Origin of the sequence: Cellulomonas marina, from assembly GCF_900111925.1 — a bacterium.
In the GTDB taxonomy this organism is placed as follows: Bacteria; Actinomycetota; Actinomycetes; order Actinomycetales; family Cellulomonadaceae; genus Cellulomonas; species Cellulomonas marina.
The window spans coordinates 163142-186720 of the sequence record NZ_FOKA01000003.1; the positions used below are offsets into that span (position 1 = coordinate 163142).

At 75.5% G+C, this 23579-nt stretch carries 18 protein-coding genes and 1 tRNA gene; 5 read left to right on the plus strand and 14 right to left on the minus strand.

The genetic code is table 11. From position 1 onward, the window contains the following. Window positions 1–89: 89 nt before the first annotated feature. Genes BM048_RS04770 through BM048_RS04790 form a run of 5 tightly spaced genes read right to left on the minus strand, consistent with a single transcriptional unit; the run spans window position 90 to window position 7315 of the window. Window positions 90–1916 (minus strand): glycoside hydrolase family 13 protein, encoded by a 1827-nt coding sequence (locus tag BM048_RS04770; RefSeq protein WP_090031115.1) that lies wholly within the window; start codon window positions 1914–1916, stop codon window positions 90–92. 11 nt (window positions 1917–1927) lie between these two features. Then, window positions 1928–2854, minus strand: a complete 927-nt coding sequence (locus BM048_RS04775; protein ID WP_090031117.1) for a carbohydrate ABC transporter permease — start codon at window positions 2852–2854, stop codon at window positions 1928–1930. Further along, window positions 2851–3786, minus strand: coding sequence for a carbohydrate ABC transporter permease (locus tag BM048_RS04780; protein WP_090031118.1), 936 nt, complete (start codon window positions 3784–3786; stop codon window positions 2851–2853). Before BM048_RS04780 ends, BM048_RS04775 begins: the two co-directional genes overlap by 4 nt. Beyond that, entirely contained in the window at window positions 3783–5069 is a 1287-nt protein-coding gene (locus BM048_RS04785; protein ID WP_175499279.1) for an ABC transporter substrate-binding protein, read from the minus strand. The genes BM048_RS04780 and BM048_RS04785 overlap by 4 nt, the downstream gene beginning before the upstream one ends. Further along, window positions 5066–7315: an alpha-galactosidase gene (locus BM048_RS04790; RefSeq protein WP_239078607.1), complete on the minus strand. Its 2250-nt coding sequence runs from the start codon at window positions 7313–7315 to the stop codon at window positions 5066–5068. Before BM048_RS04790 ends, BM048_RS04785 begins: the two co-directional genes overlap by 4 nt. 202 nt (window positions 7316–7517) lie before the next feature. Between BM048_RS04790 and BM048_RS04795 the strand changes: the two genes are divergently transcribed. Then, entirely contained in the window at window positions 7518–8666 is a 1149-nt protein-coding gene (locus BM048_RS04795; RefSeq protein ID WP_090031123.1) for an ROK family transcriptional regulator, read from the plus strand. Here the strand turns inward: BM048_RS04795 and BM048_RS04800 are convergent. From BM048_RS04800 to BM048_RS04835, 8 genes are all read right to left on the minus strand, one after another. Further along, on the minus strand, window positions 8647–8856 hold the full coding sequence (locus BM048_RS04800; protein ID WP_090031124.1) for a hypothetical protein: 210 nt from the start codon (window positions 8854–8856) through the stop codon (window positions 8647–8649). The genes BM048_RS04795 and BM048_RS04800 overlap by 20 nt on opposite strands. A 58-nt stretch (window positions 8857–8914) precedes the next feature. Next, window positions 8915–8987, minus strand: a tRNA-Thr gene (locus tag BM048_RS04805). Window positions 8988–9082: 95 nt separating this feature from the next. After that, window positions 9083–10609, minus strand: coding sequence for an alpha/beta hydrolase (locus BM048_RS04810; RefSeq protein WP_090031309.1), 1527 nt, complete (start codon window positions 10607–10609; stop codon window positions 9083–9085). A gap of 88 nt (window positions 10610–10697) precedes the next feature. Next, window positions 10698–11837, minus strand: coding sequence for a DNA polymerase III subunit delta' (locus tag BM048_RS04815; RefSeq protein WP_090031126.1), 1140 nt, complete (start codon window positions 11835–11837; stop codon window positions 10698–10700). After that, window positions 11834–12547 carry a dTMP kinase gene (gene tmk / locus BM048_RS04820; protein ID WP_090031127.1) on the minus strand — a complete coding sequence of 238 codons (714 nt, stop codon included), beginning with the start codon at window positions 12545–12547 and terminating at the stop codon, window positions 11834–11836. The genes BM048_RS04815 and tmk overlap by 4 nt, the downstream gene beginning before the upstream one ends. After that, on the minus strand, window positions 12544–13563 hold the full coding sequence (locus BM048_RS04825) for a Gfo/Idh/MocA family protein (RefSeq protein ID WP_090031129.1): 1020 nt from the start codon (window positions 13561–13563) through the stop codon (window positions 12544–12546). The genes tmk and BM048_RS04825 overlap by 4 nt, the downstream gene beginning before the upstream one ends. A gap of 17 nt (window positions 13564–13580) precedes the next feature. After that, window positions 13581–16334 carry a type I DNA topoisomerase gene (gene topA, locus BM048_RS04830; RefSeq protein WP_090031131.1) on the minus strand — a complete coding sequence of 918 codons (2754 nt, stop codon included), beginning with the start codon at window positions 16332–16334 and terminating at the stop codon, window positions 13581–13583. An 88-nt stretch (window positions 16335–16422) separates the two neighbouring features. After that, window positions 16423–17484, minus strand: a complete 1062-nt coding sequence (locus BM048_RS04835) for a phosphatase PAP2 family protein (protein WP_090031133.1) — start codon at window positions 17482–17484, stop codon at window positions 16423–16425. A 261-nt stretch (window positions 17485–17745) separates the two neighbouring features. Here BM048_RS04835 and BM048_RS04840 point away from each other — a divergent pair, with 261 nt between their 5' ends. Both BM048_RS04840 and BM048_RS04845 read left to right on the plus strand, forming a co-directional pair. After that, a complete protein-coding gene (locus BM048_RS04840; RefSeq protein ID WP_090031135.1) occupies window positions 17746–18483 on the plus strand; it encodes a response regulator transcription factor in 738 nt (245 codons plus the stop codon). 5 nt (window positions 18484–18488) lie between these two features. Continuing rightward, a complete protein-coding gene (locus tag BM048_RS04845) occupies window positions 18489–20078 on the plus strand; it encodes a sensor histidine kinase (RefSeq protein ID WP_090031136.1) in 1590 nt (529 codons plus the stop codon). Here the strand turns inward: BM048_RS04845 and BM048_RS18055 are convergent. After that, on the minus strand, window positions 20066–20749 hold the full coding sequence (locus BM048_RS18055) for a hypothetical protein (RefSeq protein WP_175499281.1): 684 nt from the start codon (window positions 20747–20749) through the stop codon (window positions 20066–20068). The genes BM048_RS04845 and BM048_RS18055 overlap by 13 nt on opposite strands. A gap of 154 nt (window positions 20750–20903) precedes the next feature. On the opposite strand from BM048_RS18055, the gene radA reads away from it, so the two are divergent. Next, window positions 20904–22310: a DNA repair protein RadA gene (gene radA, locus BM048_RS04860; RefSeq protein ID WP_090031141.1), complete on the plus strand. Its 1407-nt coding sequence runs from the start codon at window positions 20904–20906 to the stop codon at window positions 22308–22310. A gap of 134 nt (window positions 22311–22444) precedes the next feature. Continuing rightward, window positions 22445–23536: a DNA integrity scanning diadenylate cyclase DisA gene (gene disA, locus BM048_RS04865; RefSeq protein WP_090031311.1), complete on the plus strand. Its 1092-nt coding sequence runs from the start codon at window positions 22445–22447 to the stop codon at window positions 23534–23536. The last annotated feature ends 43 nt before the right edge of the window (window positions 23537–23579 follow it).

Below are 23579 nucleotides of genomic sequence, written 5' to 3' on the forward strand. Positions count from 1 at the left end.
AGCCGCTCCCCGTCCGCACGGCGTCAGCCTCCCACGGCCCGGCCCGGCGCCCGTGGGACGCCGGGCCCGACCCCGTGGACGGCTCGGCCTCAGCCGCGGCGGCGCAGGACGAGGGCCTCCCACGGACGCAGGGCCAGGGCACCGGCCGCGAGCGCGGCGTCCGCGTCGGGGGCCGACCCCTCGTCCGGACGGTAGGTGCAGCCCTCGAGGCGCTCGGCGTCGGCCCAGGCGGCCGCGTCGGGAACGGCCGCGCGCGCCGGCGACGAGGAGACGTTGGCGACCACGAGCACGGTCTCGTCCCCCGCGTCCGTCGTCAGCGTGCGGGTGAAGGCGTACACCTGCTCGTCGTCGAGGAGGAGCATCGTGAAGTCCCCGAGGGCGACGACGGGCTCCGCGTGCCGCTGGGCGATGAGTCGGCGGTAGTGGTGGAAGACCGAGTGCTCGTCGGCGCGGGCGGCCTCGGCGTTGACGGCGTCGTGGTTCGGCTGGACCGCGATCCAGGGCTCGCCCGTGGTGAAGCCCGCGTGGTCCGAGCCGTCCCAGTGCATCGGGGTGCGGGCGTTGTCGCGGCCCATGGCACGCAGGCCGACGAGCACGTCGTCGGGGTCCGCACCGGCGTCGACCGCCTGCCGGAAGTGGTTGAGCGACTCGATGTCGCGGAAGTCCTCGATCCGCTCGAGGGGCGCGTTCGTCATCCCGAGCTCCTCGCCCTGGTAGACGTACGGCGTGCCGCGGTGCAGGTGCAGCAGGGTCGCCAGGCAGGCGGCCGAGCGCTCGCGGTGCTCGGGCGAGTCGTCGCCGAACCGGCTCACCGCGCGGGGCTGGTCGTGGTTGTCCCAGTAGAGGCTGTTCCACCCCACGTCGGCCAGGCCCGCCTGCCAGCGCCCGAAGGACGCCTTGAGGTCGGTCAGCCGCAGCGGTCGGACGTCGAACTTGCCGCCGGGGCCGTGGTCGAGGCCGACGTGCTCGAACTGGAACACCATGTCGACCTCGGCCCGGGCCGGGTCGGTGAACAGCCGCGCGTCGTCGACGGTCACGCCCGGCATCTCGCCGACGGTGATGAGGTCGGCCTCGCGGCCGGCGAAGACCTCGCGGTGCATCTCCGCCAGGAACTCGTGGATGCGCGGGCCGCACACGTACTCCGCGCTGCCGTCGCCGTAGGGCCCGTTGCCGCCCACGGGCCCGTCCGTGAGCGACCCGTCGTCGCCCACCCGCTTGGAGATGAGGTTGATGACGTCCATGCGGAAGCCGTCGACCCCGCGGTCGAGCCACCAGCGCATCATGTCGTAGACGGCCTCGCGGACCTGCGGGTTCTCCCAGTTGAGGTCCGGCTGCTTGCGGGAGAACAGGTGCAGGTAGTACTCGCCGGTGGCCTGGTCGAGCTCCCAGGCGGGGCCGGAGAAGAAGGAGCCCCAGTTCGTCGGCTCGGCGCCGGGTGCGCCGGCCTCCATGCCGGCGCGCGCCGGCCGCCACCAGTACCAGTCCCGCTTCGGGTTGTCCGACGAGGAGCGGGACTCGACGAACCACGCGTGCTCGTCGGAGGTGTGGTTGACGACGAGGTCCATGACGAGCCTGATGCCGCGGTCGTGCAGGTCGGCGATGAGCCCGTCGAGGTCCTCGAGCGTGCCGAAGGTCGGGTCGACGGCGCGGTAGTCGCTGATGTCGTAGCCGTTGTCGTCCTGCGGCGTGGCGTACACGGGGGACAGCCACACGACGTCGACGCCGAGCGCCGCCAGGTGGTCCACGTGCGCGCGGATGCCGGGGATGTCGCCGACGCCGTCGCCGTCGGAGTCCGCGAACGAGCGCGGGTACACCTGGTAGACGGTGGCGGACGTCCACCAGGCAGGGGCCGCGGCGGTCGCGGACGGGCCAGCGGACGTCGAGGGGGTGCTCGTCGCGGAGGTGCTCGTCGTCATGGTCGTGATCCTCACTTCACCGAGCCGCGCGTGACACCGGAGATGACCCAGCGCTGGGCGATCACGTAGACCACGACCATGGGGATCATCGCCATGAGGTACGAGGCGAAGGCGACGGGGTAGTTGGTGGAGAACTGGCTCTGGAACACGTACTGCTGCAGCGGCAGGGTGGCGGCGCCGGGATCGGAGACGATGACGAGCGGGAGCAGGAAGTCGTTCCACGCCCACAGGCACGTGAGGATGCCGACCGTGGCGTTCATCGGCCCCAGCAGCGGGAACACGATCCGCCAGAAGACGGTCCACGTCGACGCGCCGTCCATCCGGGCGGCCTCCTCCAGCTCCACCGGGATGGAGCGGATGTAGGCGACGTAGACGAACACGTTGAAGCTCAGCCCGTACACCGTGTACAGCAGGATCAGGCCGAGCTGGTTGTCCAGCCCCATGAGCGCCGTCTGCTTCGCGACGGGCAGCATGAGGATGGGGAAGGGCACGAACAGCGCGGAGATGAAGTAGAAGAAGAGGGCCCTGTACCGGCGGCGGTGCATGTTCCGCGCGATGGCGTAGGCGACGAGCGAGTTCGTCAGCAGCGTCAGCACGACGGCGCCGACGGTGATGACCGCGCTGTTCAGCGCCGCTCGTGGGAAGTCGGTCAGGCGCCACGCGTCGGAGAAGTTCGCCCAGCGGACCGACGTCGGCAGCTCGAACCCGGTGCCGCCGAGCTGCGCCGGCGTCTTCAGCGCCGTGACGACGGTGAAGTACAGCGGCACGGCGACGGTCAGCGCGAGGGCGATGAGCAGGCCGGTCAGCCAGGGATTCGTGCGGCCGGTCTCCTCGTCGCCGCCGGGGCGGCGGCGCAGACGACGGCGGGGCCCCGCCGGCCCCTCGGGCGGCAGACCGGCCCCGGGGCGGGGTCCGGCGGCGACGGTCTGGGTGCTCATGCGGTCTCCTCCCGGGACTGCAGCACGCGGATCTGGAACACCGCGAAGGCGACGATGACGACCATGAAGAGCACGGCGTTGGCGAGCTGGTAGCCGTACTCGCCGCCCTGGAACCCGCCTCGGTAGATGAGCACGCCCACGGACTCCGTCGACGTGCCCGGCCCGCCGCCCGTCATCGCGATGATGTGGTCGAAGACCTGCAGGAAGCCCTTGAGGGACAGCACCATGTTGATGGTGAAGAACCCGAGGATCATCGGGAACGTGATGCTGCGGAAGCGGCGCCAGGCCCCGGCGCCGTCGAGGGACGCGGCCTCGTAGAGCTCGCCGGGCACGGTCTGCAGTCCGGCGAGGTAGATGATGATGTTGAAGGCGGTGCCCTGCCAGACGGCCAGGACGACGATCGCGACCCACGCCCAGGTCGCGTCGGCGAGGATCGACTCGCCGAGGGCGTCGACGCCGAGCGCGGTGGCGATGGCCGGGATCGAGAACGTGAACAGGTACTGGAACACGTACCCCACGACGAGGATCGCCAGCACGTTGGGCAGGAAGTACACGGCCCGCAGCGTCGTGCGGAACCTGATCCTCGCGTTCAGGCCCACGGCGATGGCGAGCGCGATGACGTTGGTGAGGACCGTCGCGACGACGGCGAACTGCGCCGTGAACAGGTACGCGTGCCCCACCCGCGGATCGGTGAACAGCGCGAGGTAGTTGCGCAGCCCGACGAAGTCCCACGTCCCGTACCCGGGCGAGTCGGTGAAGCTGAAGAAGATGCCCTGCAGCACCGGGACCGTGTGGAACAGCGCGAAGAGCACGGCTGCCGGCACGACCATCCACGCGAAGGCCCGGGCGGTGCCGCGGGAGGCGCTGCCGCCGCTGCCGCCGGCCGGCGCGCCCGGCGCGGGCGCGGCCGGGCGCTCGTCGACGGCGGTCATCCCTGCACCGCCCCGAGGCCCCAGGTGCGCCGGGAGGCGACCTGGTCCCAGCTGTCGTCGAGCCCGCGGAGGAACCCGTCGAGGTCGCGGTCCAGCAGGTACTCCTGCAGGAGGTTCGGCAGCGGAATCGCCGGGATGAACTGGTGGTCGGTGAAGCCCACGATGCGCCCTTCGTCGATGTACTCCTGCACGCCCGCGAGCGCCGGGTCGGGGTTGGACGAGCCCTCGAGCGTCGGGATCGCGACCTGCTCGGCCGCGTAGTCGGCGATGACGTCGGGCTGGACGAGGAAGTCGACGAACCGCTGCGCCTCCTCGGGGTGCTCGGCGTCGGCCCCGACGGTGACGAGCACGTCGACGCCGGACACGAGCGTCGTGCGCTCCGGGTCGTCTGTGGCAGGCAGCGCGAAGCTGCCGACGGTGAAGGCCGGCTCGAAGGACCGGATCTGCGGCACGGCGTAGGAGCCGAGCAGGAGCATGGCGGACTGCCCCTCCGCGAACGCCCGCGTCCCGTCCTGGTAGCCGACCGCCCCGGCGTTGGCCTGCGTGTAGTCGTAGAGCGTCGCGAGCTTCTCCGACGCGCTGCGCCAGCCTTCCGCGAAGGTGGTCTCGTCGGCGAAACGCCGCTCGAAGAAGTCCTCGGGCGCGTCCTGCGCCGTCAGCGGCGCCAGGGGTGACTGCGCGGTCCACGCATCCCCGAGCATCCCGTAGAACGGGGTGATGCCGGCGGCCTCGAAGGTCTCGGCGGCGGCGAGGAGCTCGTCCCAGGTGGTGGGGACCTCGACGCCCTGCTGCGCGAAGAGCTCCTCGTTGTAGAGGACCCCGCTCGCGTTGGCCGCGAACGGGACGCCGTTGACCGCTCCCGGCTCGCTGGCACCGAGCGCCTCGACGACCTCGACGTACGCGGGGTTGACCCGGTCCAGCACCTCGGTGCCGGCGAAGTCGGCGAAGATGCCCGCCGAGGCGAGCTCCCCGTAGGTGCCGTTGCCGTTGAGGGTGAGCACGTCGGGGACGTCGTCCTTCACCAGGCGCGTGCGCAGCGCGGTCTCCGGGTCCGGGACGTTCTGCACCACGACGCGGACGTCCGGGTTCTCGGCCTCGAACTGCCGGGCCAGCGCCTCGAACTGGGCGACGGCCTCGCCCTTGAACTGGAAGAACGTGAGCGTGGTGCGGCCGTCGCCGGCGCCGGAGCACCCGGCCAGCGCCACGAGGGAGGCGGTGAGGGTCCCGACGACGAGGGCGCGTCGACGCGCCCCTCGTCGTCGGGGGCGGGGAGGACGGGTCACGAGGGCTCCTCGGTGGCGGGGGTGACGCGGGTGACGTGCAGCAGGACCATCTGCTCGGGGTGGAGGCCGGGCGCCTGGACGCCGACGCGGGCCAGGACGGACCCGGGCAGCGTGACCCCGCGGGTCCACCAGGGGGGCGTGGCCCCGGCCTGGGACGTGCGGCCGCCGACGACGTCGCCGGGCGGCAGCGGGCGGACGTCGTAGAGCGCGTCCGGGTCGAGCCCCGGCAGGCGGAACTGCCCGGGCGGGTAGACGGGCGAGGTGGTGAGGGCGACGACGGTGTAGACCGCCTCGGACCGGTCGGGGGCGACGACACCCCGCAGCCAGGCAGAGCCGTCGGGGCGCTCGTCGTGCACGACCGTGCCGGTGTGCAGCAGGTCGCGGTGCCGCTGGTGGGCGGCGACCCACAGGCGGAGGCGGTCCAGCTCCTCGGGCGACGCGCTCGTGAGGTCCCACTCGATGCCCAGGTGGGAGAAGAAGGCGGTGCCCGCGCGGAGGTCGAGGCTGTGGCCGCGACCGGTGGAGTGGCTGATAGGGGAGGCGATGTGCGAGCCCATGAGCTCGGGCGGCAGGAGCAGCGAGGTGTACGCCTCGATCTGCTGGCGCTCCAACGGGTCGATGTCGTCGCTGGTCCAGATGCGGTCGGTCAGCTCGAGGATGCCGAGGTCCGCGCGGCCGCCGCCGCCGGAGCAGGACTCGATCTCCAGGTGCGGGTGCGCGGCGCGGATCTCGGCGAGGAGCCGCAGCACGGCCCCGGCCTGGGCGTGCGCGACCGGGCGACCCGTCGGGCGGTGGCCGGGCTCGACGAGGTCGCGGTTGTGGTCCCACTTGACGTAGTCGATCCGGTAGGCGTCGAGGACCGCCAGGAGCTGGTCGCGGACGTGGGCGTACGCCCCCGGGTGAGTCAGGTCGAGGACCTGCTGGTGCCGGGCCGGCACGGGCAGCCGCTCCCCCGCGGCGAGCATCCACTCGGGGTGCGCGCGGGCGACGTCCGAGTCCGGGTTGACCATCTCCGGCTCGAACCAGAGGCCGAACTGCATGCCGAGCCCGTGCACGTGGTCGACGAGCGGGCCGAGGCCGTCGGGCCACACCTCGTCGGACACCGTCCAGTCCCCGAGGCCGGAGGTGTCGTCCCGCCGCGAGGAGAACCAGCCGTCGTCGAGCACGTAGCGCTCGACGCCGACGGACGCGGCCAGGTCGGCGAGCGCGACGAGCCGGTCGAGGCGGTGGTCGAAGTACACCGCCTCCCACACGTTGATGAGCACCGGCCGCGGGGAGCGCGGGTGGTGGGGACGCGAGCGCAGGTAGCCGTGGAAGCGCGCGGACATCGCGTCGAGGCCGTCGGCCGCCGAGCCGTAGACCCAGGGCCCCCGGTAGGAGTCGCCCGTGGCGAGCCGGATCTCACCTGCGAGCAGCAGCTCCCCACCGGCCAGCAGGCCCGTGCCGAGGTTGGTGCGCTCGGCGTAGGTGCGCGTGTTGCCGTGCCAGGCGACGTGCACGGCACGCACCTCGCCGCCGCGCCAGCCGAAGCCGCGCTCGCCGGCGGCCAGCAGCAGGCTCGCGTCGTGACCCCGGGAGCGGCGGCTCTCGCGCAGGTGCGTGCCGAGCGTGAAGGCGTGCCGCTGCGGGGTGCGCTCGCGCAGGTGGCGGCCCGTGAGGTCGAGGATCTCGTCGGAGGTCAGCGGTACGGGCAGGTTGACGTCGAGCGTGGCGAGGTCGAACAGGCCTTCAACGACGTTGGTGACCTCGGCGCGCAGCCGGACGAGCCCCGGGTGCAGCAGCTCGACGTCGAGACCGAGCGCGAGGCCGGCGGTCTCGTCGCGGGCGTCCACGCGGACCCGGTGGGCGACGGACGGGTCGCCGGCGGGCCGCTCGTGCGTCAGGGCGGTGACGAGGAAGGCCGTGGAGAAGTCGCGCCCCTCGCGGTGCCCGGTCAGCCCGGGCGTGCCCATCCAGCCGGCGGACTGCTCGGCGACGAGGGACAAGGGCACGACGACGTCGGCCTGGCCCGAGGCGAGGCCGGGCTCGGCGGCCAGGCGCAGGTCGGCGAGGGCGGCGTCGTCCAGGTCGCCGAGGTCCTCGCCCCAGTGCAGGACGCGCGGCAGGCGGTCGCCGGTGCAGTCCAGCAGCAGGGCGGTGCCGCCGGCGCGCAGGGCGAGCACCCCGGACGGCCCGAGGGGCGACCCGGGGGTCGCACCGGCGGCACCCGCGCGGACGGTGTCGGGCGGGGACGGCAGGATGCTCACCGGTGGGCCTCTCGGTCGGGCGGATGGCACGGTCGGCCGGAGGGCCACCACGGCGGGAGGGCGGGGTGCGGCAGCGCTGACGGCCCTCCTAGTTTTGCTCCGGAAGGAATTGTCGTCAAGAAGCGCGATCCGCGTCACGCGGCGTGCGGTCCTGCGGCAGGATGACGCGAGGCTTCGTTGCTCGACGGAAGGAAGTGCGCGCATGACCGACTGGGCGCCGCTCGACGGGTCGACCCAGGCGGTCGCGCTCGAGGTCCTTCTGCACGGACCGCTGGGCCGGGCGGAGCTGTCCCGCCGCACGGGCCTGTCGCAGGCGAGCCTGAGCCGCCTCACCCGGCCGCTCGTCGACGCAGGCCTGCTCGTCGAGGTCGAACCCGCCGACGTGCCCGCGGGCAGGGGCCGGCCGGCGCAGCCGCTCGACGTGGCCGCCTCGGCCCACGCGTTCGTCGGGGTGAACCTCACCGGCGACGACGCCGTCGCCGTCCTCACCGACCTGCGCGCGACCGTGCTGGCGCACCGCCGCGTCCCGCTGGCCGACCACGCACCCGACGCCGTGCTGGAGGTCGTCGCCGGGCTCGTCCGCGAGCTGGCTGCCGAGGCGCCGGGCGCCGCACCGCTCGAGGGCGTCGGCGTCAGCCTCGGCGGCCAGACCACCCCCGACGGGACCGTCCGGCGCGCCCCCTTCCTGGGGTGGCGGGACGTCCCCGCGGGACCGGCCCTGCGGTCCGCGCTCGACCGGGCGGTCACGGTGGACAACGACCTCGTCGCGCGGACGGAGGCCGAGCACTGGTTCGGCGCGGGCCGGGAGCACCCGCACTTCGCGCTGCTCACGGTCGGGGCCGGGGTCGGGCTCGGCCTCGTCGTGCACGACCGGCTCGTCCAGGGGCCGGACGCCGGCCTGGGGCTCGTCGGGCACCACCGTCTCGCGCTCGACGGCCCGCGCTGCAGCGACGGGCACCGGGGGTGCGCGTCGGCGTTCGTCACTCAGCACGGGGTGCAGGGCGCGGTCGCGGCCGCCGTCGGCCGGTGGGTCGACTACGACGAGGCGCTGGACCTCGCGGTGGCGGGGCATCCCGGCGCGCGCCGGGCGGTGGACGACGCCGGCCGCGCGCTCGGCCGCCTGGTCGCGGCCGTCGCCAACGTCGCCGGGACGCCGACGGTCGTCCTGGGCGGCGAGGGCGTGCGCCTGGCGTCGGTCGCGTCGGAGGCGCTGGCGTCGGGCCTGGCGGAGGACCGCGACCCGGAGGCGACGCCGGTCGGCCTCGTCGTCCGCCCCGAGGACCGCACGCAGTGGCCCCGCGGCGCAGCCGTCCGCGCCATCCAGGCGTTCGTCACCGGCGCGGGCCGCTGACCCCCTCGTCGCCCGCAGCGTGAGGGCCTTCCGCTGCTGCGTGCCGCCGGTCGACGAGCGCGGCGACGCGCAGCACGACCGCGGTCGAGACGGTGAACGCCGCCAGCGCCAGGCCCGCGACGAGCGCGGCCGTGCCGCGGCCGCCGGGGTCCGGACCGCGACCGCCGCCGGCGCTGCGGGGTCCCGTCATGCCGTCACCTCCGTCGGAGACGAGGACGGCCCCCGCCGAGGGCGGGGGCCGTCCGATGAGCCGCCTAAGAGAATCGAACTCTTGACCTTCTCATTACGAGTGAGACGCTCTGCCGACTGAGCTAAGGCGGCGTCGCCGGACCCGGGGGCGCGGCGAGCGGGTCCACCATACCCGGCGCCGGACGAGCGCCCAAACCGGCCCGGCCCACCCGCGTGGACGCGCCCCGTCAGCAGCGGGTGCCGTCGGCCGGCACGGTCCCCTCGACGAGGTAGGCGTCGACCACGTCCGCGATGCAGGTGTTGCTCGCGCGGTAGGCCGTGTGACCCTCCCCCTCGAAGGTGAGCAGGACGCCCGACGAGAGCGTCGTCGCCAGCTTCTCGGCCCACGCGTAGGGCGTCGCGGGGTCGTTCGTCGTGCCGACGACGAGGATCGGCGCCGCACCCTCGGCCGCGTAGGAGGGCAGCGGCTCGGCGACGGGCGTGGGCCACTGCGCGCACGTGACGCCGCCGTAGGAGAACCACGGGCCCACGGTGGGCGCCGCCGCCTCGACCTCGGCCGCCGCCGCGCGCATCTCGGCGACGTCCGCGGGGGCGCGGGAGTCCGCGCACCCGATCGACCAGAAGGCCTCGAACATGTTGCTCGTGTACCGGCCCTCGGCGTCGCGCTGGTAGTACGCGTCGGACAGCGCGAGCAGCACCGACCCGTCCCCGCGCGTGATCGCGGCCGTCAGCCCCTGGGTCAGCAGGTCCCAGGACGCCTGGGAGTAGAGCGTCGCGGCGATCCCCGAGAACGCCAGAGCGCTGGTCAGCCGCCGGTCCTGCCCGGTGGTCAGAGGGGCGGCGGTGGCCTTGTCCAGCAGGGTGCGGACCTGCGCGAGACCGTCCTCGACGTCCCCGTCGAGCGGGCAGGTGTCCTGCCCCTGGCAGTACGCGACGTACGCCCGCAGCGCCCCCTCGAAGCCGGCCGCCTGCCCCGCGGAGACCTCCGTCGACGTCAGGGTCGGGTCGAGGGCGCCGTCGAGCACGAGACGGCCGACGCGCTCGGGGAAGAGCGCGGCGTAGGTCGCTCCGAGCTGCGTGCCGTAGGAGAACCCCAGGTAGGTGAGGGTCTCGTCGCCGACGAGCGTGCGCAGCAGGTCGAGGTCGCGCGCCGCGGAGACCGTGTCCACGTGCTCCAGCAGGGGGCCGGTCCGCTCCAGGCACTGCGCACCCACCGCACCCCACGTCGCCGCGGCCTCGGTGAGACCGGCGTCGGAGGTGTCGAGGTCGGTGGCCGTCAGCACGTCGAGCTCGGCGTCGTCGACGCAGTCGACGGGCGTGCTCAGGCCGACGCCCCGCGGGTCGAACCCGACGACGTCGTAGGAGGCCAGCAGCGTGTCGGAGAACTCCGCCAGGGCCGCCGGGACGTAGTCGACGCCGGAGGCACCGGGCCCGCCCGGGTTGATGAACAGCGTCCCGAGGCGCTCACCGGTCGCGGCGTGCCGGGTGAGCGCGACGCCGATCGTCTCGCCCTCGGGCTCCGCCCAGTCGAGCGGCACGCGCGCCGTCGCGCACTCGAGGTCTGCGCAGTCCGTCCACACCAGCTCCTGCGCCGCCACGTCACCGTCGGCGGGGGCCGCCGCGGCGGTGCTCGGGCCCGGCGTCACCGTCTCCTGCTGGACGGCGGGCGTGCACCCCGCGACGGCGAGCAGACCCGCCAGGAGGGCGACGAGGGCCGCGGGCCCGGCAGGTCGGCGGGCGGGGCGGGGGCGCATGCGCCCCACGGTAACCGGCCCTGCCGACGCGTCCGGCCGCCGTCCCGGCGACGAGCACCCGGCTCTCAGCCCTGCGGACGCCGTGCTCTCAGCCCTGCGGGCGCAGCGCGACGGCCATCGCCTCGACCGCGAGCAGCGGGGCCACGTTGCCGGCCAGGCGGGTGCGCGCCTGGCCGACCGCGTCCATCCGGCGCAGCGTCTGCTCCGGCGTGCTCGCCGCCCCGAGGGCGCGCACGTCCTCGTCGTGGTCGAGGTTGACGAGGTCCACCCCGGCGTCGAGCTGGACCACGAGGACGTCGCGGTAGAGCGAGAGCAGGTCGACCATCGCGCGGTCCAGCACGTCCCGCAGCGCGCGGGTGGCGCGGCGCTTCTGCTCCTCCTCCAGCGCGCGCACCTGGGCGCGGACGGCCGGCGGCAGCGTCGGCGCGCCGGGGTCCACGCCCAGCACGCGCAGCAGCTCGGCGCGCTCGGCGGCGTCACGCTCACCCGTCGCCGCGGTGGCGTCGGCCTGCGCCGTCTCGACGAGCTCCCCCGCCAGGAGGACGGCGTCCCCCACGCCGCGGATGCGCGCGGCCACGCCGAGGACGGCGGCGCGGCGCGCGCGGGCCTCGGCGTCCCGGGCGAGCCGTCGGGCGACGCCGACGTGGCTCTGCGCGGCGCGGGCCGCCGTGACGGCCAGGTCCGGGTCGACGCCGTCCCGCTGCACGAGCAACCCGGCCACGGCGTCGACCGGCGGTACCCGCAGCGCCACGTGCCGCGTGCGCGACCGGAGCGTGACGAGCACGTCCTGCGGGCTCGGCGCGCAGAGCACCCACACCGTCCGCGGGGGCGGCTCCTCGATCGCCTTGAGCAGCACGTTGCCGCTGGAGTCGTTGAGCCGGTCCGCGTCCTCGACGACGATCACGCGCCACCGCCCCTGCGCCGGCGCGCGCTGCGCCAGGGCGACGAGCGGCCGCACCGTGTCGACCCGGATGACGACGCCCTCGGTGGACACGACCTCCAGGTCGGGGTGCGCGCCGGACAGCGTCGTCGTGCAGTCGTGGCAGACGCCGCAGCCGCCGCGGGGGCACTGCAGCGCCGCCGCGAACGCCCGCGCGGCGTTCGACCGTCCCGACCCCGGCGGCCCGGTCAGCAGCCACCCGTGCGTCATCCGGGCGGGGTCCGCCGCGGCCTCCGACAGCACCGCGACGGCCGGCTCCTGCCCGACGAGCTCGTCCCAGACGCTCACACCGGCTCCGACGGCGTGCCCACGCCCGTGCCGACACCCGTGCCGACGCCCGTGCCGACGCCCGTGCCCGTGCCCTCGGCCGCGTCCGCCCCCAGCCCGGTCCGCTCGACGACGCCGGCGCGGACGCGGTCCGCCACCTCCTCGACGGCCGCGGACGCGTCGACGACGAGCCAGCGCCCCGGCTCGGCCGCCGCGCGCTCGAGGAACGCCGCCCGCGTGCGGCGGTGGAACTCCTCCCCGGCGCTCTCCAGCCGGTCCGGCGCGTCGGTGAGCCGGCCGCGGCCGACCTCCGGGTCGACGTCGAGCAGCACGGTGACGTGCGGGAGCAGCCCGTCGACGGCCCACAGCGACAGACGCTCCACCTCCTCCGCACCCAGGTCGCGGCCGGACCCCTGGTAGGCGACCGACGAGTCGAGGTACCGGTCGGTGATGACGACCGCGCCCCGCTCGAGCGCGGGCCGCACGAGGCTGGCGACGTGGTGCGCCCGGTCGGTCGCGTAGAGCAGGGCCTCGGTGCGCGCGTCGACGTGGTCGCCGTGCAGCACCGCCTCGCGCAGCGTGAGGCCGAGCGTCGTGCCGCCCGGCTCGCGCGTGAGCACCACCTCGCGGCCGAGCGCCGCGCACCACTCGCCGAGGAGCCGGACCTGCGTCGACTTGCCGGCCCCGTCCCCGCCCTCGAAGGAGACGAAGACGCCTGCGGGCGCGCTCACTCCCCGCCGGTCGGCTCGCCGGGGTAGACGACCCCGACCTGCCGGCGCACCTCGTCGAGCACCTCCATGACCTCGAGCGTGTCCTGCCACGTGTTGAGCGGGCTCTCGGTCGCGCCGGCCGCCACCTGCCGTGCGACCTCGGCCGCCTCGTACTGCAGGCCGCGGGCCGACGGCTGGTCGAAGGTCCACACGCGCCCGTCGCGGCGTCGGACCTCGAAGGAGGTGGGCGCGTAGAACGGGCCGCGGACGGCCACGTGGCCCTCGGTCCCGGAGACGAAGGCGGTGGTGGGCGTGCGGGCCCACAACGTGGTGGCCAGCGTCGCCTGCACCCGCTCGCCGTAGGACAGCACCATCGAGACCTGGCCGTCGACGCCCGTGTCGGTCAGCGCCCCGACGGCCGTGATCGCGTCGGGCTTGCCGAGCATCATGTGCGCGAACGACACCGGGTAGACGCCCAGGTCGAGCAGGGCGCCGCCGGCCAGCGCCGGGTCGTACAGCCGGTGCTGCGGGTCGTACGCGAACCACTGGCCGTGGTCGGCCTGGACGTGGACGACCTCGCCGATCTCCCCCGCCTCGATGACCTGGTGCAGCGCGGCCACGTGCGGCAGGAACCGCGTCCACATGGCCTCCATGACGAAGACGCCGGCCTCGCGCGCCGCGTCGAGCACCTCGCGCGCCTCCGCCGCGTTGCGCGTGAACGCCTTCTCCACCAGGACGTGCTTGCCGGCCCGGATGGCCAGCAGCGCGTGCTCCCGGTGCTCGGAGTGCGGGGTGGCCACGTAGACGACGTCGACCTGCGGGTCCTCGACGAGTGCCCGGTAGCTGGTGTGGGTGGTCGGGATGCCGTGCGCCGTGGCGAACCGCGTCGCCCGGTCGCGGTGTCGCGACCCGACGGCCACGAGCTGGCTGCGGGTGTGCTCCCGGACCGCGCCGGCGAAGGCCGCCGCGATCCCTCCGGTGCCGATGATGCCCCAGCGGACGGACGGGGCGGTGCGCGGGTCCTCGGTGCGTGCCATGCGCGTCAACCTAGCGGTCAGGACCGACTCGTCGCCTTCGTCCGGGTGCCGGTGGACCTCCTGGCCGCGGGCTTCTTCTTCGCCGGGGCCGACGCCCTCTTCTCCGCCAGGAGCTCGATCGCCTGCTCCCGCGTCAGCGACTCGGGGCTCGCGTCGCGCGGCAGCGTGCGGTTCGTGACGCCGTCCGTCACGTAGGGGCCGAACCGGCCGTCCTTGACGACGATGGGCTTGCCGCTCGTCGGGTCCTCCCCCAGCTCCTTCAGCGGCGGCGCGGCTGTGGCGCCCCGCCCGCGCTTGGGCTGGGCGTAGACCGCGAGCGCCTCCTCGAGCGTGATGTCGAGCAGCTGCTCCTCCGACGTCAGCGTGCGCGAGTCCGTGCCGCGCTTGAGGTAGGGCCCGTAGCGGCCGTTCTGCGCGGTGATCTCCGCGCCCGTCTCCGGGTCCGTGCCGACGACGCGCGGCAGCGAGAGCAGACGCAGCGCGTCCTCGAGCGTCACGGTCTGCAGGTTCATCGACTTGAACAGCGAGGCCGTGCGCGGCTTGGGAGCCGCGGCCAGCGCCCGCTTGCGCGCGGCCGCCGACAGGCCCGGGTCCAGCTCGGGCTCGGGCAGCAGCTCGGTGACGTACGGGCCGTAGCGGCCGTTCTTGGCGACGATCGTCGTGCCCGTCGTCGGGTCCTGGCCGAGCACGAGGTCGCCCTCGGGCTCCGTGCGCAGCAGGTCCAGCGCCTTCTCGAGGGTCAGCTCGTCGGGGGCCAGCTCCTCCGGCACCGACGCGCGCCGGGGCGACCCGTCCTCCGCCGTGCCGGTGACGCCGGCGGTGTCCTCGAGGTAGGGGCCGTAGCGGCCCACCCGCAGCACGACCCCGTCGCCGATCTCGATGGAGTTCACCTCGCGGGCGTCGATGTCGCCCAGGTTCTCGACGAGGCCGCGCAGGCCGCCGGCCTCCACCGTCCCCGACCGGTCCCCGAAGTAGAAGCTCGTGAGCCAGTCGCGCCGGTCGCGGCCGCCCGCCGCGATCTCGTCGAGGTCCTGCTCCATCGTCGCCGTGAAGTCGTAGTCGACGAGGCGGTCGAAGTTCTCCTCGAGCAGCCGCACGACCGCGAACGCCAGCCACGACGGCACGAGCGCCTGCCCGCGGGAGGTGACGTAGCCACGGTCCTGGATGACGGAGATGGTCGCGGCGTACGTCGAGGGCCGGCCGATGCCGCGCTCCTCGAGCGCCTTGACCAGGCTCGCCTCCGTGTAGCGCGGCGGCGGGGAGGTCCGGTGGCCGTCGGCGGTGAGGTCCGCGGCCGTCAGGGCGTCGCCCTGCGCCATCTGCGGCAGGCGCGCGTCGCCCTTGCCCTCGGCCCGCGCCGCGTCGCCCTCGGCGGCGGCCACGTCGTAGCGGTCGACGTCGCGGCTCTCCTCGTACGCGGCGAGGAAGCCGCGGAAGGTGATGACCGTCCCGGAGGCGGAGAACACGACGGGGGTGGCGCCGTCCGGCAGCGCGGCGTCGGCGGCGAGGCGCACGGAGGCCGTCTGCCCCCGGGCGTCGGCCATCTGCGAGGCGACGGTCCGCTTCCAGATGAGCTCGTACAGGCGGAACTGGTCCCCCGACAGCTCCCGCGCGACCTGCGCCGGCGTGCGGAAGGAGTCACCGGCGGGGCGGATGGCCTCGTGCGCCTCCTGGGCGCCCTTGGCCTTGCTCGCGTAGACGCGGGCCGCGTCGGGCACGTACTCCGGCCCGTACAGCTCCGCCGCCTGGCGCCGCGCGGCGTCGATCGCCTGCGAGGACAGCACGGGCGAGTCGGTCCGCATGTAGGTGATGTAGCCGTTCTCGTACAGGCCCTGCGCCGTGCGCATGGTCTGCCGGGCGCTCATGCGCAGCTTGCGGCCCGCCTCCTGCTGGAGGGAGGACGTGGTGAAGGGTGCGGCCGGGCGGCGCGTGTACGGCTTGGTCTCGAGGCTCTGGACCCGGACGTCGGCGTCGGCCAGGCCGGTGACGACGGCACGCGCGGCACCCTCGTCGAGCGCCACGGCCTCCGCGGAGCGCAGCCGGCCCCGGTCGTCGAAGTCCCGGCCGGACGCGACGCGGCGGCCGCCCACCTGTGTGAGACGGGCGGAGAAGGTCGGCTCCGCCTCGTCCGCCACGGCGAACGTGCCGGTGACGTCCCAGTAGTCCGCGGCGACGAACGCCATCCGCTCGCGCTCGCGCTCCACGACCATCCGGGTGGCGACGGACTGCACGCGGCCGGCGGACAGGCCCTTGCCGACCTTGCGCCAGAGGACCGGGCTCACCTCGTACCCGTAGAGGCGGTCGAGGATGCGTCGCGTCTCCTGCGCGTCCACGAGCCGCTCGTCCAGCGAGCGCGTGGCGCCCAGCGCGCGCTGGATGGCCTCGCGCGTGATCTCGTGGAAGACCATCCGGTGCACGGGCACCTTGGGCTTGAGCTCCTGCAGCAGGTGCCACGCGATGGCCTCGCCCTCGCGGTCCTCGTCCGTGGCGAGGTAGAGCTCGTCGGACTCCTTGAGCGCCCGCTTGAGCTCGGCGACCTTCTTCTTCTTGTCCGCGTCGACGACGTAGTACGGCTCGAAGCCGTGCTCGACGTCGACGGCGAACTTGCCGAAGGGGCCCTTCTTCATGTCGGCGGGCAGCTCGGACGGCTGCGGCAGGTCACGGATGTGCCCCACGCTCGCCTCCACCTCGAAGTCGTCCCCGAGGTAGCCGGCGATCGTGCGCGCCTTCGCCGGTGACTCGACGATGACGAGCTTGCGTCCTGCGGCCATGTCTCCCAGTCCTGTCCGCCGGCGCGCGGCGCGCCGACCCCTCGTCCCCCTGCCGCCGCCCGCCCCCTGGGGCCGCGACGCGCCGACCTTACGCCGCCGCCCCGCGGGCCCGCGCCGCCGGACCACCCGTCCCGACGACCCCGGCGCCCGTCCCCGGGGCTGGGGACGGCCCGCGGGCGGCTCGCCACGACGGGCGGCCCGCCGCCTCGCGCAGCAGGAGCAGCAGGCCGAAGACCAGCGCGGTCGCGGCCACCGAGGCCGCGGCGCCCCCGGCGTAGGCCGTGAGCAGCCCCGTGCGGTCCTCGACGACCTCCCCCGCCCGCACCTGCGCGGCCGTCCAGCCCAGCGCCAGCGCGCCGGCGACCCCCGCCGCCAGCGCGCCGACCAGCAGCGTCGCGCCGGTCACGCCGGCCGCCGTCCGCCGCGGCGCACGCCCCGTGCGCGTTCGTCCCACCACCGGCCGGACAGTCGGCCCGACCGTCGGCCGGACCGTCGGCCGCAGCGCGACGAGCGCGCACACCACCGCACCCCACGCCAGCACCACCAGCAGCGCCGCGACGACGTCCGAGGGCCGGTGCCACTGCCCGACGAGCGTCGACACGCCGGTCGCCGCCGTGTAGCCCGCGCCGAGCACCGCCACGACGGGCCGCACCCGCGGCGGCACGACGAGCAGCAGCGCCGCCGACACGGACGCCGCCGCGGTGGTGTGCCCGCTCGGCAGGGTGTTCTCGTCGTAGGAGCCGATGCCGAGGTCGGGGCGCTCGAGCAGGTGGTGCTTGAGCACCCGCGTCGTGACGTTCGCCCCGCCCATGAGCAGCGCGACCTGCACGGCGAGCCACGGCCGCCGGCGCGCCACCGCGATCGTCGCCGCGGCCAGCAGCACGGCGGCGATGAACCCGACGGACACCACCTCCAGCACGGCGGTCGCCGGTCCCCACAGCCGGCTCTGCCCGTGCAGGGCGCCCTCCCACGCGAGCTGGTCGACGCCCTGACCGGTGGCGGTCCCGACGAGCAGCCGGTGCAGCGCCAGCACGCCCGCGGCGGCCGCGGCGGCGACGAGCAGGCACAGCGCCGCCAGCCCGGGCCGCGTCCCGCGGGCCGGGCCTGCCGGGCGGTCGCCGGGGGCGATCACGCTGGTGGGGGCCGTCACCCGACGAGCGTACGGCGGGCTGCGCCGGGCGGGTGGGGCGCGGCGTGCGGTGGCCGTGAGGCGTGCGTGCAGGGTCCGTGGGCCGGACGTGGCGGACCGGTGAAGCCCCTGGTGAGGACTCACCGGTCCGCGGAGGGTGCCGATGGGTCGTCGCGGAGGGCCGTGCGGGCGCGGGCCCCTCGTCGGCGGCCCCGGTCTTCCCCAGCAACCTCACAGGGTCCGACCAGCAGCGCTACAGGTCGTGCGCCCAGAGTGAGAGGCATGACGACGATGACCGCCCGGCGCCCCGATGTCCTGACCCGCCCCGACGGCTCGCCCGTGCGCGCCCTCGTCGTCGACGACGAGCCCACGCTGGCCGAGCTGCTGGCCACGGCCCTGCGCTACGAGGGCTGGCAGGTCGAGCACGCGCTCAACGGCCAGTCCGCGATCCGGCACGCGAAGACGCTCGAGCCGGACGTCATCCTGCTCGACGTCATGCTCCCCGACCTGTCGGGGCTGGACGTGCTGCGCCGCATCCGCGCGACGCAGCCGAACGTCCCGGTGCTGTTCCTCACCGCCAAGGACGCGGTGGAGGACCGGATCGCCGGCCTGACGGCCGGGGGCGACGACTACGTCACGAAGCCGTTCAGCCTCGAGGAGGTCGTGGCGCGCCTCCGCGCGCTGCTGCGCCGTGCGGGCGCGACGGCCGTCGAGGAGGACTCGGTCCTCGTCGTCGGCGACCTGCGGCTCGACGAGGACTCCCACGAGGTGTCCCGCGGCGGCGACGACATCCACCTGACGGCCACGGAGTTCGAGCTGCTGCGCTACTTCATGCGCAACCCGCGCCGGGTGCTGTCCAAGGCGCAGATCCTCGACCGCGTGTGGCAGTACGACTTCGGCGGCCAGGCCAACATCGTCGAGCTGTACGTGTCCTACCTGCGGCGCAAGATCGACAAGGGGCGCACCCCGATGCTGCACACGCTGCGCGGCGTCGGCTACGTGCTCAAGCCGGGCGCCTGAGCGTCGTGGCGTCGCGGCCCGCCCGCGTGCCGGGGCGCTGGACGCTGCGACGCCGGCTCGTCGCCGTGCTCGTGCTGCTCCTCGTCGCCAGCGCGGCGACGACGGGCGTCGTCTCGACGATCGCGCTGCGGGGCTCGCTCGTCGACCAGCTCGACGAGCGGCTCGTGCAGGCGAGCGACCGGGCGGGCCGGTTCGGGCCGGGTGGTGAGCGCGGCCCGGTCGGGGACGGCGTCGTCGGGGACGGCGTCGTCGGGGACGGCGTCGTCGGGGACGGCGTCGTCGGCCCCGGCGGCCCACCGCCCCAGGACGTCGGCACGCTGGCGCTGTACGCGGACGACGGCGTCGTGGAGCAGGCCGGCTACTACTCCGCCGAGAGCGGCACGTTCGTCGCCCTCACGGACGCCCAGGCGGACCGGCTCCTCGCGGTGCCGGCCGGGGGCGGGCCGGTCACCGTGGACGTGGCCGGGCTGGGCGGCTACCGCGTCCTGGCGACGTCGACGGACGACGGCCGGCTCGTCGTCACGGGCCTGTCCCTGTCGGACGTCGGCACGACCGTCGAGGGCTACGTGCTCGTCCAGGTCCTCGTCGCGCTCGTCGTCCTCGGCGTCGGCGTCGTCGTGGGGCTGCTGCTCGTGCGGCGGGAGCTGCGGCCGCTCGACCGCGTCGCGGCCACCGCCCGGCGCGTGGCCGCGCTGCCGCTCTCGCGCGGGGAGGTGGCGATCCCCGAGCGCGTCGCCGCGGCCGACACCGACCCCGCGACGGAGGTGGGCCAGGTCGGGGCGGCGCTCAACGGCCTGCTGCACCACGTGGAGCGGGCGCTGGCCGACCGGCAGGCCTCCGAGACGCAGGTGCGGCAGTTCGTCGCCGACGCCTCGCACGAGCTGCGCACCCCGCTGGCCTCGATCCGCGGGTACGCGGAGCTCGTGCGCCGCTCACCCGAGACCCTGCCCGCCGACGCCCGCCAGGCCCTGGCGCGCGTGGAGTCCGAGTCCCGGCGCATGACCGCGCTGGTCGAGGACCTCCTGCTGCTGGCGCGCCTCGACGCGGGCCGGCCGCTCGCGGAGGGGAGCGTGGACCTCGTCGCGCTCGCGGTGGACGCCGTCGCCGACGCGCACGCGGCCGGCCGCGACCACGTCTGGCGGCTCGACCTCGGGACCGGCGACGACGAGGAGCCGCCCGACGTGCTGGCGCGGGGCGACGAGGACCGCCTGCGGCAGGTGCTCGCGAACCTCCTGTCCAACGCGCGCCTGCACACGCCGCCGGGCACGGTCGTCACCGTGGGCGCCCGCGCGGACGGCGCGCGCGTGCGCCTCGTGGTGGCCGACGACGGGCCGGGCATCGACCCCGCCCTGCGCGACCGGCTGTTCCAGCGCTTCACGCGCGGCGACGCCTCGCGCAACCGCGCGTCGGGCACCACGGGGCTCGGGCTGGCCATCGTCGACGCGGTCGTCGGCGCGCACGGCGGCGCCATCGCCGTCGAGAGCGCGGTGGCGGGCGAGCGGCCCGACGGCCGGCACGGCACGACCTTCACGGTCACGCTCCCGGCGCACGGGGTGCCGCGGCCCGCCCCGGTCGCGGCCGGTCAGAGCGGGTAGGCCGCCCAGAGCGCGTCGACCTCGGCCGTGGGGGCGACGAGGACGACGACGACCGTGCCGTTCCACCACGCCGCGCTGGACACGCCCTCCGTCGGCACCGGGGTGCCCGCCGCGTCCACGGCCACGCCGTCCGCGACCGCCCAGCGCCCGGCGGCCGCGTCCGCGACGGGGACGTCGCCGGAACGGGCGCCGTCACCTCCGGCGCCGACGAGGGCGCCGACGAGCGGGTCGCCGACGGCGGCGGCCTCCTCGGGGGTGGCCCACTGCCCCACCCGCACGGCCACCCCGCCGTCGTAGGTGTCCGCCCACGCCTCCACGGCGCCCTGGCCCGGCCAGGTCGTGTCGGCGACCGACCCGACGAGGGCGTGCGCACGCAGCGTGCCGGGCAGCACGGCGGTGAGCGCGGTCGCGGCCGGGCGCTCCGCGGGCACCCCGGTGGACGTCGGCACGGGAGCGGTCACCGTCACCGTCGGTGCCGGGGCCGCGCCGACGACCTCCCGCCCCGGGCCGAGCAGCAGCCACGCGGCGAGCCCCGCGGCCACGAGCGCGAGCAGGCCGCCCACGACCCACGGCAGCCGCCGGCGCCGTCCCGTGCCGGTCGCCGTGCCGGTCGACGTGCCGGTCGACGTGCCGGCCGTCGCGCCCGTGCCGTCAGCCGTCCCCGTGCTCATCGCGTCCCCCGCTCGTCCTGGCACCGCTGATCCGGCCGCGCCGCCCGGCCGGTGCCGCTCGGCGGCCCGCAGCCTACCGACGGCGGCACCGTCCGCCGGGCCGGCGGGAGGGTCGCGCCCGGCCGTGTCGGAGGGTCCGTCTACGGTCGCCGCCATGACATCGACGAGCGTCCGCCGCGGCGACCGGACCGGCCGCCCCGCCTTCCGGTGCACGGAGTGCGGCTGGGGCGCGTCCAAGTGGGTCGGGCGCTGCGGCGAGTGCCAGGCGTGGGGCACCGTGCAGGAGGATGCCGGGCCGGGCGGCGGCGCCCCGCGGACGGTGGCGGCGGCGCCCACGCGCTCCCCGGCCCGGCCGATCGACCAGATCGACGTGGAGACCGCCCGGGCGCGCCCCACGGGCGTGGACGAGCTGGACCGCGTGCTCGGCGGCGGCCTCGTGCCCGGGGCGGTCGTGCTGCTCGCGGGCGAGCCGGGGGTGGGCAAGTCGACCCTCCTGCTCGACGTCGCGGCCCGGGCCGCGCGCGGCGGACGTCGCGTCCTCTACGTCACGGGCGAGGAGTCGTCGGGCCAGGTGCGCCTGCGCGCCGGTCGGATCCGGGCGCTGGACCCGTCGCTGCTCCTCGCCGACGAGACCGACCTGGCCACGGTGCTCGGCCACGTCGAGCAGGTCGCGCCGGACCTGCTCGTCGTGGACTCCGTGCAGACCGTGGCCTCCGACCGGGTGGAGGGCGCGCCGGGCGGCGTCGCGCAGGTGCGGGAGGTGGCGGCCGCCCTCATCGGCGCGGCCAAGCAGCGGGACATGCCCGTGGTGCTCGTCGGGCACGTGACGAAGGACGGGTCCGTGGCGGGGCCGCGGACGCTCGAGCACCTCGTCGACGTGGTCTGCCAGTTCGAGGGGGACCGGCACTCGCGGCTGCGGCTGCTGCGGGCGACGAAGAACCGGTACGGGCCGACGGACGAGGTCGGCTGCTTCGACCTGTCGGAGCAGGGCATCGTCGGGCTGTCGGACCCGAGCGGCCTGTTCGTCAGCCAGGCGCTGCACCACGTGCCCGGCACGTGCCTGACGGTCAGCCTCGAGGGACGCCGCCCGTTGGCCACGGAGGTGCAGGCGCTCGTCGCGCCGGGCCTGGCCCCCAACCCCCGCCGCACGACGAGCGGGGTGGACGGCAGCCGGCTGGCCATGGTGCTGGCCGTCCTGCAGCGCCGGCTCGGGACGCGGCTGGCGGACCAGGACGTGTACCTGTCGACGGTCGGCGGTGCCCGTGCGGTGGAGCCGGCGGCGGACCTCGCGCTGGCGCTGGCGGCCCTGTCCAGCCGCGAGGACCTCGCGCTGCCGCGCGGGCTCGTCGCCGTCGGGGAGGTGGGGCTGGCGGGCGAGGTGCGGACGGTGTCGGGGCTCGGGCGGCGGCTGGCGGAGGCGGCGCGGCTGGGCTTCACCCGTGCGGTGGTCCCGGCGCACGGCGTCGAGGGGCTCACCGCGCCGGACACGCTGCAGGTGCACGCGGTCGCGGACCTGGCCGGCGCCGTGGGCGCGCTCGGGCTCGCCGGCGGCGGCCGGTGAGGAGCGCGGCGCCGCCGGCACCGCTCGGCACGGCGGTCGGCGACCGCCCGCCGCCGACCGCGGCCCGTCCGCTTGCGGACAGCACGCCCCCGTCGCGGGGCGGCGCTGCCGTGCCGCGGGGTGCCGCCCGTACCATGCTCCCCGTGGCAGCCCCCGGCACCGACGACCTCCTGCGCTCGACGCTGGCCGCCGTCGCGCCCGGGTCCGAGCTGCGGGACGGCCTCGAGCGGATCCTGCGCGGCCGCACGGGTGCCCTCATCGTCCTGGGCATGGACCGGACGGTCGAGGCGATGTGCTCCGGCGGCTTCGTCCTCGACGTCGAGTTCTCGGCCACCCGCCTGCGCGAGCTGTGCAAGATGGACGGCGCCGTCGTCGTCGACAAGGACATCAGCCGCATCGTGCGCGCCAACGTCCAGCTCGTGCCCGACTCCTCCATCGAGACGTCCGAGTCCGGCACCCGGCACCGCACCGCGGAGCGCGTGTCGAAGCAGAGCGGCTTCCCCGTGGTGTCCGTGTCCGCGTCCATGCGGATCGTCGCCCTCTACGTGCACGGTCAGCGCTACCCGCTCGAGGACACGACGACGGTCCTGTCCCGCGCGAACCAGGCGCTGGCCACCCTGGAGCGCTACAAGTCCCGCCTCGACGAGGTCAGCGGCACGCTCTCGGCGCTCGAGATCGAGGACCTCGTGACGGTCCGCGACGTGTCCGCCGTGCTGCAGCGCCTCGAGATGGTCCGCCGCATCTCGGAGGAGATCGAGGGCTACGTCGTCGAGCTCGGGACGGACGGTCGCCTGCTCACGCTGCAGCTCGACGAGCTCGTCGGCGGCCTGGGCGCCGACCGGGAGCTCGTCGCCCGCGACTACCTCGACCCGCAGCGCGCCGACGCCACGGACGCCGGCGCCGCGCTCGACGCGCTGGCCTCGCTCACCTCGACCGAGCTGCTCGACATCGCCCTCATCGCGCGCGTGCTCGGGCTGCCGGGCGGCGGGGACACCCCGGACGCGGCGGTCGGCCCCCGCGGGTACCGCCTGCTGTCGAAGGTGCCCCGGCTCCCGGGGGCGATCGTCGAGCGGCTGGTCACCCACTTCGGCGGCCTGCAGAAGCTCCTGGCGGCCGGCATCGACGACCTCATGGCCGTCGACGGCGTCGGGGAGCAGCGGGCGCGGGCCGTCCGCGAGGGCCTGTCCCGGCTGGCCGAGTCCAGCATCCTCGAGCGCTACGTCTGACCGGTTCCAGCATCCTCGAGCGGTCCGTCTGACCGTCCCGCCT

Coding starts and splice junctions, on each gene's coding strand:
- BM048_RS04770 (WP_090031115.1), bottom strand. CDS start 1,916: ATGACGACGAGCACCTCCGCGACGAGCACCCCCTCGACGTCCGCTGGC.
- BM048_RS04775 (WP_090031117.1), bottom strand. CDS start 2,854: ATGAGCACCCAGACCGTCGCCGCCGGACCCCGCCCCGGGGCCGGTCTG.
- BM048_RS04780 (WP_090031118.1), bottom strand. CDS start 3,786: ATGACCGCCGTCGACGAGCGCCCGGCCGCGCCCGCGCCGGGCGCGCCG.
- BM048_RS04795 (WP_090031123.1), top strand. CDS start 7,518: ATGACCGACTGGGCGCCGCTCGACGGGTCGACCCAGGCGGTCGCGCTC.
- BM048_RS04800 (WP_090031124.1), bottom strand. CDS start 8,856: ATGACGGGACCCCGCAGCGCCGGCGGCGGTCGCGGTCCGGACCCCGGC.
- BM048_RS04810 (WP_090031309.1), bottom strand. CDS start 10,609: ATGCGCCCCCGCCCCGCCCGCCGACCTGCCGGGCCCGCGGCCCTCGTC.
- BM048_RS04825 (WP_090031129.1), bottom strand. CDS start 13,563: ATGGCACGCACCGAGGACCCGCGCACCGCCCCGTCCGTCCGCTGGGGC.
- topA (WP_090031131.1), bottom strand. CDS start 16,334: ATGGCCGCAGGACGCAAGCTCGTCATCGTCGAGTCACCGGCGAAGGCG.
- BM048_RS04840 (WP_090031135.1), top strand. CDS start 17,746: ATGACGACGATGACCGCCCGGCGCCCCGATGTCCTGACCCGCCCCGAC.
- BM048_RS18055 (WP_175499281.1), bottom strand. CDS start 20,749: ATGAGCACGGGGACGGCTGACGGCACGGGCGCGACGGCCGGCACGTCG.
- radA (WP_090031141.1), top strand. CDS start 20,904: ATGACATCGACGAGCGTCCGCCGCGGCGACCGGACCGGCCGCCCCGCC.
- disA (WP_090031311.1), top strand. CDS start 22,445: ATGCTCCCCGTGGCAGCCCCCGGCACCGACGACCTCCTGCGCTCGACG.